12 protein-coding genes are annotated in these 9,411 nt (G+C 51.6%); 10 read left to right on the top strand and 2 right to left on the bottom strand.

Annotated elements, in window-relative coordinates:
• Nucleotides 1-841: permease (locus tag ACOYIE_RS06535; RefSeq protein ID WP_433411574.1), on the bottom strand; the 841-nt coding region annotated here is incomplete at its 3' end.
• 87 nt (nt 842-928) lie between these two features.
• A complete protein-coding gene (locus tag ACOYIE_RS06530) occupies nt 929-1,237 on the bottom strand; it encodes an ArsR/SmtB family transcription factor (protein WP_433411572.1) in 309 nt (102 codons plus the stop codon).
• 183 nt (nt 1,238-1,420) lie between these two features.
• On the opposite strand from ACOYIE_RS06530, the gene ACOYIE_RS06525 reads away from it, so the two are divergent.
• From ACOYIE_RS06525 to atpD, 10 genes are all read left to right on the top strand, one after another.
• Nucleotides 1,421-2,572, top strand: a complete 1,152-nt coding sequence (locus ACOYIE_RS06525; RefSeq protein WP_433411570.1) for a D-alanyl-D-alanine carboxypeptidase family protein — start codon at nt 1,421-1,423, stop codon at nt 2,570-2,572.
• An 83-nt stretch (nt 2,573-2,655) separates the two neighbouring features.
• A complete protein-coding gene (locus ACOYIE_RS06520) occupies nt 2,656-3,069 on the top strand; it encodes a hypothetical protein (RefSeq protein ID WP_433411568.1) in 414 nt (137 codons plus the stop codon).
• A 488-nt stretch (nt 3,070-3,557) separates the two neighbouring features.
• Entirely contained in the window at nt 3,558-3,950 is a 393-nt protein-coding gene (locus tag ACOYIE_RS06515; RefSeq protein ID WP_433411566.1) for an ATP synthase subunit I, read from the top strand.
• Between the two features lie 3 nt (nt 3,951-3,953).
• Nucleotides 3,954-4,688: a F0F1 ATP synthase subunit A gene (locus ACOYIE_RS06510; protein ID WP_433411564.1), complete on the top strand. Its 735-nt coding sequence runs from the start codon at nt 3,954-3,956 to the stop codon at nt 4,686-4,688.
• A gap of 46 nt (nt 4,689-4,734) precedes the next feature.
• Nucleotides 4,735-4,998, top strand: coding sequence for an ATP synthase F0 subunit C (gene atpE, locus ACOYIE_RS06505; protein ID WP_433411562.1), 264 nt, complete (start codon nt 4,735-4,737; stop codon nt 4,996-4,998).
• Nucleotides 4,999-5,043: 45 nt separating this feature from the next.
• Complete coding sequence (gene atpF, locus ACOYIE_RS06500; RefSeq protein ID WP_433411560.1) at nt 5,044-5,541, top strand: F0F1 ATP synthase subunit B; 498 nt, start codon at nt 5,044-5,046, stop codon at nt 5,539-5,541.
• Between the two features lie 6 nt (nt 5,542-5,547).
• The gene (gene atpH / locus ACOYIE_RS06495; protein WP_433411558.1) at nt 5,548-6,090 is read left to right on the top strand and encodes an ATP synthase F1 subunit delta; all 543 of its coding nucleotides are present in this window, start codon (nt 5,548-5,550) and stop codon (nt 6,088-6,090) included.
• Between the two features lie 16 nt (nt 6,091-6,106).
• On the top strand, nt 6,107-7,612 hold the full coding sequence (atpA, locus tag ACOYIE_RS06490) for a F0F1 ATP synthase subunit alpha (protein WP_433411556.1): 1,506 nt from the start codon (nt 6,107-6,109) through the stop codon (nt 7,610-7,612).
• A 19-nt stretch (nt 7,613-7,631) separates the two neighbouring features.
• A complete protein-coding gene (gene atpG / locus ACOYIE_RS06485; RefSeq protein WP_433411554.1) occupies nt 7,632-8,498 on the top strand; it encodes an ATP synthase F1 subunit gamma in 867 nt (288 codons plus the stop codon).
• Between the two features lie 27 nt (nt 8,499-8,525).
• Nucleotides 8,526-9,411, top strand: an 886-nt coding sequence (gene atpD, locus ACOYIE_RS06480) for a F0F1 ATP synthase subunit beta (RefSeq protein ID WP_433411552.1), incomplete at its 3' end; no start/stop codon positions are given.

Raw genomic sequence — 9,411 nt, 5'->3', positions numbered from 1 at the left:
GCAAAGCACCCTTTGCAAGTAAGGCTTCTGCAATCGGGATTGTGCCGAAAATATCCGCATACATTGGAACGCCTGCAAGGGTAGCCAGAATGACACCAAAGGGATTGTTGTCGCCAAGCACTTTGACGATAAGCGTTTCCGGAATCCAGTTATGAATCAACGCGCCAATACCAACACCAATCAGGACATAAGGGGCCACCTTTCTGGCGGTTTCGATGACCTGTTCCCACGCCAATTTCATACGGTCTTTGAAATGCAGTTCTTCCTGTGGAATATCAATCGAGTGACCGTTTCGGATATATTCTTCCACTTGATGATCAAGGTGCAGATTTTCGATGAGGGTTCCGCCAGCTACAGCAATCATTAGGCCGAAAATCACATACAAAACAGCAACTTTCCAACCGAAAATGCTCATCAGCAAAACGAGACTGCCAAGATCGACCATTGGCGAAGAAATCAAAAAGGAAAATGTAACGCCAAGCGGCAAACCCGCACTTGTAAATCCGATAAACAACGGAATAGAGGAACACGAACAAAATGGCGTTACCGTACCAAGTAATGCGGCAATGATATTTGCCCATATCCCGTGAAATCTGCCAAGTATCTTTTTTGTTCTTTCGGGGGGAAAATAGCTTTGAATATACGAAATAATCAAAATCAAAATACCGAGCAGCAGCATGATTTTTACGGTATCATAGATGAAAAACTGAATGCTTGCGCCTATTTTTCCCGCGGTATCTAAACCAAAAGCGTTCAAAGCTGTTTCAATGAGGCGATTCAGCCAGCGCATGCCGAGGATTTCATTTTGAAAAAATCCCCAAAGTGTTTTTAGCGTCTCCATAAAATCCTCTTTCATATAGTTATATTGAAATATATCTATTTAAAGCGCCGAATATAAGTCGTGCGGAAAAGCAGTGCATAAACGCTTTCACTTTTCACAGCACGACTTATCTTCCTGTGCGATATCAAGTGTTGTCAGCTGCTGCAAATATTCCCTTGCTTGTGCCACACCTTCTGCTGAAATGGAATAATGCGTCCATTTTCCCTCTTTGCGCCCGACAACAATTTCGGCGTCACAAAGGATTTTCATATGGTGGGAAAGCGTGGGCTGCGTGACATTGATTTCTTCCAGCAGTTTGCAGGCGCATTTTTCACCGGAACGCAGCAGATTGATAATCTTAATGCGGTTTTCATCACAAAACGCTTTGAAAATTACCGCAAGTCTTTTTTCGTCCATTGCGCTCAATCACCTCCCATAGATCAATGTCTATGTGTTATTATATGCAACACATAGAAAAATGTCAATATATTTTTTGCTCCGGCATCCAAGCCAGGGTATGTTCAGCGGTTCAAAAGAAAAAGAGAGCAGACATGTTTGCGGAAAGCGCAGCATAAGCTGGCACAAAAGGAGGATGCGCGAATGAAGAAGATCATCTGCTGTCTGCCGGTTTGCTGTGCGCTTTTGATGCAGACTGCGCTTGCTCTGCCTGAAATGGGCGTGCTGCATGCAAAATCTGCCGCGCTGTATGCTGCAAATGGACAGGAACTGTATTCCTATCATGCAGACGAGCCGCTTCAGCCTGCGTCGGTTACCAAAATCATGACCATGCTTCTGACGATGGAGGCACTCGAACGCGGCGAGGTAACGTTGGATACCATGATTACAGGCAGCGAATATGCCTGCTCTATGGGCGGCACACAGATTTGGCTGGAGCCGGGGGAACAGCTTTCGCTGGATGAGATGCTTAAGGCGATTGCAGTTGGTTCGGCGAACGACTGCGCAGTAGCGGTGGCCGAACACCTTGCGGGCACCGAAGCTGCCTTTGTAGAGCGGATGAACGTACGGGCGGCCGAGCTGGGGTGTACGGAGACGCAGTTTATCAATGCCAACGGCCTGGACGGTATGGGGCAGAAAACGTTGACCTCCGCGCATGATTTGGCACTGATTTCATGCGAGCTGCTGAAGCACCCTAAAATTCTGGAATATACCGGCATTTGGATGGACAGCATTCGCGGCGGAAAATTTTCATTGGCTAACACCAATAAGATGCTCAGGCGCTATCAGGGGTTGACTGGACTGAAAACAGGATATATTTCGGAAGCAGGGTTTTGTATATCGGCCAGCGCCGAGCGGGATGGATTGAGTCTGGTTGCCGTTGTCATGGCTGCCCCTACCAAAGAGGACCGCATGGCAGACGCAACGGCGCTGCTCAACTATGGTTTTGCAAATTTTGTGTCCTACACGCCGCAGGCTGATCTTTTGCAGCCCATACCGGTAGAATTGGGAAGCGAACCGTCTGTGCAGCCGGTGCTGGAAAACAGCGATGGCCTGGTGATTGAAAAGGAAAAGGCGGCAGAGTTGGAAACAAGACTGGATTTGCCGGAAAAGTTGACTGCGCCTGTGGAAGCAGGGCAGAAAATTGGGGAACTTTCCATACTAAGCGGCGGAGAGGCTATTTTACAGGTGCCGCTGACTGCCGCAGAAACAGTGCAGGTAAAAGGCCTGCTTGATTTGCTTTCAGATTTCTGGTCAGGGCTGTTTGGTCAGCAAAAGGAAAATCAGACAAATTGACGAGAAGTTGATAAAACAGTCTTGAGGTTTTAGTGAATCTATGGTACACTATGAATAACCTCAAAGGTTGGGAGGAATAACTTATGGTAAAACTTATCATTGGCGGTACGGGCTCTGGCAAGACCAAGGAACTGATTGACCAGGTCAACACCGCGGTAAAAGAAGAAAAGGGCAGCGTTGTCTGCATTTCGCGCGGCAATAAGCTGACATTTGACATTTCGCATGATGCGCGCCTGATTGATGCGACTGAGTATCCGGTCAAGGATTATGAGAGCCTGCTGGGCTTTGTGTGCGGTATCCATGCCGGCAACTATGATATTACCCGCATTTTTATTGACGGGCTGTACAAGATTGCCGATTCCAGCAAGGATGCGGCCAAGGCCGAAAGCTTCCTTAACGCGCTGGATGACTTTTCTGCCAAGCACAGCGTGAATTTCACTGTTTCGCTGAGCGAAGACCCCGCGGCAGCGACTGAAGGAATGAAGCGTTTCCTGTAAGGCCGTACTTAAAAAATAATAAACAGAAGGACGCAGTCTGTCGGATTGCGTCCTTTTTCTTTGTGCAGTGTGTAATATGATTTCTTCAAAAAATAAAAAACTATATGGATTTTTACAAAAGGGTTTGAATTTTTTGCGGGTTCAGGTATAATAGAACTGATGTGTGGGATAGGGGACGGTTCGGCCTTTTGGCAGGACTGTGCCTTAGCATCAAAAAATCTTAGGGAGAATATGGTGAGGAATCGAAAAAGCGATTGGTCGGTGTTGCGATATCTGATTTATTTCAGTCAGGTGGGCTTCACTGTAATCACGCCCCCGTTGCTTTGCTGTTTGGGAGCAGTTTGGCTGCGACGACGGTTTGGCTGGGGGAATGGTGTGGTAGTGGCCGGCATATTGCTGGGTGTTGCCGTTGCAGCCTGTGGGTTGCGGGACTTTCTGCGCTTTACCGAGCGGAAAGCCAGAGAAAGCGAAAAAAAGGATAAGCTGCCATGATGACGGGGAGAGAGATTGCCCGTGAAGAGACACGGCGCATGCTGCGTGCATTTGTGCCGCTGACGCTGATTTCTTTCGGTGTATTTGTGCTTGTTGGCAGCGAACCGGTTCGGGCCGGCGTCAGCCTGCTGCTTGGCGCAGGATACTCGCTTCTGCTGTTTCGGATGATTGCAAACAGCGCTGCCAAGGCGGCGATGTTTCCGCCGGCACAGGGAACGGGCATTGTGCGCCGCGGATACTTTTTTCGCTATATACTCACAGGGGTGATGGTTGTAATCGCAATAAAAGCGCCCTTTATTCACCCAGTTGCAGCGATATTGCCGCTGTTTTTTCCCAAGATTATCCTCGTAGGTTCCAGCATATTTTTGAGGAAAGGAGGAGGAAACTGAAAAATGGGAGGAGTCGAAATTAACGGCCCCAAAATATTGTGGGAAATTCCGGAAAGTATTCCGCTGATCGGCGGGCAGCCGATTACGGAAACCATGCGTAATGCGTGGATTGTGATGCTGTTTATATTGCTGCTGTGCGTGTTCTTGACAAGCCGGATGGAAAAAGCTCCGAAAGGCAAGCAGGCGCTGGCAGAAAAAGCAGTGCAGATGATTGACAACTTGGTGGATAGTACCATGGGGCCGAATAACCGCAGCTTTTCGCCGTATATTGCAACGCTGCTGATGTTTTCATTTTGCGGCTCGATGGCGTCGCTGTTTTTCATGCGTCCGGTAACGGGCGACCTGAATACCACGCTTGGTTGGGCGCTGATTACCTTTTTCCTGATCACGTTCAACAAAATTAAGTATAACGGTATTGGCGGCTATCTCAAAGGCTTTCTTGAACCGGTATTTGTTATGGCACCGCTTAACGTACTCAGCGAGGTTGCAACGCCGGTGGCAATGTCGTTCCGTCACTTTGGCAATATCGCGGGCGGTCTGGTTATCTCCACGCTGCTGATGGCGGCGATGGGGGTGCTGAGCAATGCAATACTTGGATTTTTGCCGGTGCCGCTGCTGCAAATCGGTTTGCCGGGTGTTTTGTCCCTGTATTTCGATTGCTTCACTTCGGCGATGCAGGCGTTTATTTTCAGCATGTTAACGATGGCTTATGTCGGTGATGCGCGCAGCACGGGCTGACAAAAGCCGTATAAACGATTCAGTTAAAAATCAGGAGGAAATTATCATGAGCATTGATCCCAAAGCATTTGTAGCAGGCATGTCCGCTCTGGGTGCCGGCCTGGCGATGATCGCCGGTATTGGCCCTGGTATCGGTGAAGGTTATACTGCCGGTCAGGCATGTGCGGCCATCGGCCGCCAGCCGGAAGCGCAGGGCGATATCACCCGTACCATGATTCTCGGTATCGCAATGGCCGAGTCCACCGGTATTTACGCGCTGGTTGTTGCGCTGATTCTTCTGTTCGCCAACCCGTTTGTCGGCCAGTTCTAAGCGCACACGGCATGAAATGCTTCCATCAGGGAAGGAGGTAAACCTGTGGCAAATATTATGCCGTTCGTGGGCTTTACGCCGTGGGAAATCATCGTAACGATCTGCAATACGCTGATTACGTTTCTGATTATTAAAAAATTCCTGTTCAAACCGGTGCGCAAGATGATGGCTGCCCGTGAGCAGGAAGTGCAGACCATGTATGAAGCCGCTGACAAGGCGCAGACGGAAGCGGAGCAGCTCCGCAGCGAATACACGGAACGCTTGTCCAAAGCCAAGGAAGAGGCGGCCGAAATCGTGGGCTCTGCTACCCGCCGTGCGACTGCGCGCAGCGAGGAGATTTTGAAGGAATCCACGCAGCAGGCAGCCGCTATGCTCAAAAAGGCGGAAAGCACGATTGAGCAGGAGCGCAAAAAGGCGATGAACGAGATCAAGGACGAGGTGGCGAACCTTTCGGTGCTGATTGCGTCCAAGGTTGTGGAGCGCGACGTGAAGGAAGAGGACCACGAGCGCTTCATCGAAGAGTTCATCGACAAGGTGGGGTGAGCGTAAGTGGCCGATATTGTAAGCGAGCGTTATGCGCTGTCTCTGTATGAGGTTGCAGCCGGAGAGGGGAAGGAAAAAGCCTATCTGGACGAGCTGACCGAGGTCTGTGAGGTGTTTGTACGCGAGCCGGATTTTCTCAAGGTGCTGCAAACGCCGTCCATTGCGCTGGAGGACAAACAAAGTGTTCTGAAAAGCGTATTTGAAGGCCGCATCGAGCCATTTTTGCTCAACTTTCTGATGCTGATTACCGAAAAGGGCCGTGTTGGTCTGATTCGTAACATGTGTCAGGCATATAAAGAACATTATTATTTTGAGAACGGTATCGTGGAAGTGCATGCTGTGACGGCAAAGCCGCTGAGCGATGCACTGACCGAAAAACTCAAAACCAAAATGAGCGCCGTTACCGGTAAGCAGGTGGTGCTTGTTACGTCGGTCGACGAAAGTCTGATTGGCGGTATCGTTGTCAAATTGGGCAACGAGCAGTTTGACACCAGCCTGCGCACTCGTCTCAGCGAGATTGCCGCACGGCTGACCAATACTATCGCGTAAGGAAGTAGGTGACTTTATGGAATTACGCCCCGAAGAAATTAGTAACATTATCAAAGAGCAGATTACGCACTATCAGAGCCAGATTAAGCTGACCGACGTTGGTACTGTTGTCACCGTTGGTGACGGTATTGCGCACGTTCACGGTCTGGAAAACTGCATGTCCGGCGAGCTGCTCGAATTTCCGGGCGGCGTATACGGCATGGCGCAGAACCTGGAAGAGGATCTCGTCGGCGCCGTTATTTTGGGTTCCGACCAGAATATCCGTGAAGGCGACACGGTAAAGCGCACCAAGCGCATCGTCGAAGTTCCCGTAGGTGAGGCCATGCTTGGCCGCGTTGTGGACGCGCTGGGCAAGCCGATTGACGGCAAGGGCCCGATTGAGACCTCTGAGGCGCGCCCGATCGAAAGTCCGGCGCCCGGCATTATTGAGCGCGCACCGGTTAATGTGCCGCTCCAGACCGGCATTAAGGCGATTGACTCAATGATTCCGATTGGCCGCGGTCAGCGCGAGCTGATTATCGGTGACCGTCAGACGGGTAAAACCGCCATCTGCCTGGACACTATCATTAACCAGAAGGGCACAGGCGTCATCTGTATCTATGTTGCAATCGGTCAGAAACGCTCGACCGTTGCGCAGGTAGCAGAAACGCTGGCGCAGAATGGTGCAATGGATTATACCTGCATTGTTGCTGCAACCGCGTCTGAGTCTGCGCCGCTGCAGTATATCGCGCCGTATGCGGGCTGCTCGATCGGTGAATATTTTATGCATAAGGGTAAGGACGTTCTGGTTATTTATGATGACCTGTCCAAACATGCGGTGGCTTACCGTGCCCTTTCGCTGCTGCTGCATCGTCCGCCAGGACGTGAAGCATACCCGGGCGACGTATTCTATCTGCACTCCCGTCTGCTGGAGCGTGCAGCCAATATTCAGGACGGCGGTTCGCTGACTGCGCTGCCGATTATTGAGACGCAGGCGGGCGACGTTTCGGCGTATATCCCGACCAACGTGATTTCAATTACGGACGGCCAGATTTTCCTGGAGACCGAGCTCTTTAACTCCGGCATTCGTCCGGCGGTTAACCCTGGTATTTCGGTATCCCGTGTTGGCGGCAACGCGCAGATCAAGGCGATGAAGAAGGTTGCCGGTACGCTGAAGCTGGCGTATTCGCAGTATCGTGAGCTGCAGGCGTTTTCACAGTTCGGTTCTGACCTTGACGCGGATACCAAAAAGCGTCTGGATCAGGGCGCGCGAATTGTTGAGGTGCTCAAGCAGCCGCAGAACAGCCCGATTCCGGTTGAAAAGCAGGTTATCATCATCTACGCGGTCGTTTCGGGCCAGCTGCTCGATGTGCCGGCCAATCTGGTTGGCGCGTTTGAGAAGGAGCTGTTTGCGTATATTGACGGCGCCTATGGTGATATTCCTGAAACCATTCGTACCACCAAGCAGCTGGATGATGATACGAAGGAAAAGTTGTCTAAGGTCATTGAGGAATTCAAAACAAAGTTCCTTTCCGAGCAGTAAGCGAAGGGGGGAATAACCAATGGCTTCCGGCAACATGAAGGACATTAAGCGCCGCATCAAGTCGGTACAGTCCACCATGCAGATTACCAAGGCGATGGAACTGGTGGCATCCTCCAAGATGCGTCGCGCGAAGGAGCGTACGCTGGCTGCACGCCCTTATTTTAATACGATGTATCAGACGATTACCCGCCTGGCTGCTGAGACGCGCGACGGCGACTCGGTTTACACACGCAGCCGCGAGGTAAAAAACAGCCTGTATATCGTTATCGCGGGCGACCGCGGACTGGCAGGCGGGTATAACGCCAATCTGTTCAAATTGGCCGCTGCTGAGATGGGAGATAAGCCGGCGCAGGTCATCACGGTTGGCAAGAAGGCGCAGGAGTATTACGGAAAGCGTCAGTGGGGCGTTGTTCGGGATTACCCGGGCGTTGCCGAAGGACTGCACCTTGAGGATACGCATCCCATCATTGATGAGATGCTTGCCCTGTACCGTGACGGCAAGGTGGACGAAGTGTTCCTCTGCTATACAGAGTTTGTTTCACCTTTGCAGCAGGAACCCAAATGTATCCAGCTTCTTCCGGCCAGCTTTGCCAGAGAACAGCAGGAGGAAAGTACCGGCGCAAAGGTGCTGACCGAGTACGACCCCTCGCCAGAGGCGGTTTTTGACGCGATCATTCCGGAATATATGTACGGTGTACTGTATGGCGCGGTGGTGGAAAGCTACTGCTCCGAACAGTCCGCACGCCGTATGGCAATGGAGGCTGCGTCGGATAACGCCAGCGAGATGATCGAAAATCTCAACCTGTCTTATAACCGCGCCCGTCAGGCGGCCATCACGCAGGAGATCACAGAGATCGTTGCGGGTTCCGGCGAGGTTGGCGCATAAGATGATTCATAATTAGGAGTTTTGCCAATGAGTGAGCAGAATATTGGCACCGTTGTTCAGATCATTGGACCGGTGCTGGACATTAAATTCGCTGCTGACGCACTGCCCAAGCTGCTGAATGCCATCACGATTGAGACGAACGGCCGCGTGGTAACGGTCGAAGTTGCACAGCATATCGGTCAGGATACCGTGCGCTGTATCGCGATGGAATCGACGGACGGTCTGGTGCGCGGCATGCAGGCGGTTGATACGGGCGGACCGATTACCGTTCCGGTCGGCAATGCCAATCTCGGCCGAATTTTCAATTTGCTCGGTGAACCGGTAGATAACAAGCCTGCCGTGGAGACCGATGAGCGTTGGCCGATCCACCGTCCCGCTCCCTCGTATGAGGAGCAGGAATCCACCACAGAAATCCTTGAAACCGGCATCAAGGTCGTCGACCTGATCGCCCCCTATGCCAAGGGCGGTAAGATTGGTCTGTTTGGCGGCGCGGGTGTCGGCAAGACGGTTATCATCATGGAGCTGATCAATAACATTGCCAAGCAGCATGGTGGTATTTCGGTATTTACCGGCGTAGGCGAACGTACCCGTGAGGGTAATGACCTGTATAACGAAATGCAGGAATCTGGCGTTATTAACAAGACCGCGCTGGTCTATGGCCAGATGAACGAGCCTCCCGGAGCGCGTATGCGCGTGGCTTTGTCCGGCCTGACGATGGCGGAATACTTCCGCGATGTGGAAGGACAGGACGTACTGTTGTTCATTGATAACATTTTCCGTTTCACGCAGGCAGGTTCCGAGGTTTCCGCGCTGCTTGGCCGTATGCCGAGCGCCGTAGGCTATCAGCCGACGCTGGCAACCGAGATGGGCGCGCTGCAGGAGCGTATTACCTCGACCAAGAAGGGCTCGATCA

Source organism: Agathobaculum sp. (assembly GCF_050946325.1).
GTDB lineage: Bacteria > Bacillota > Clostridia > Oscillospirales > Butyricicoccaceae > Agathobaculum.
This window is presented reverse-complemented; position numbering and strand designations above follow the sequence as displayed.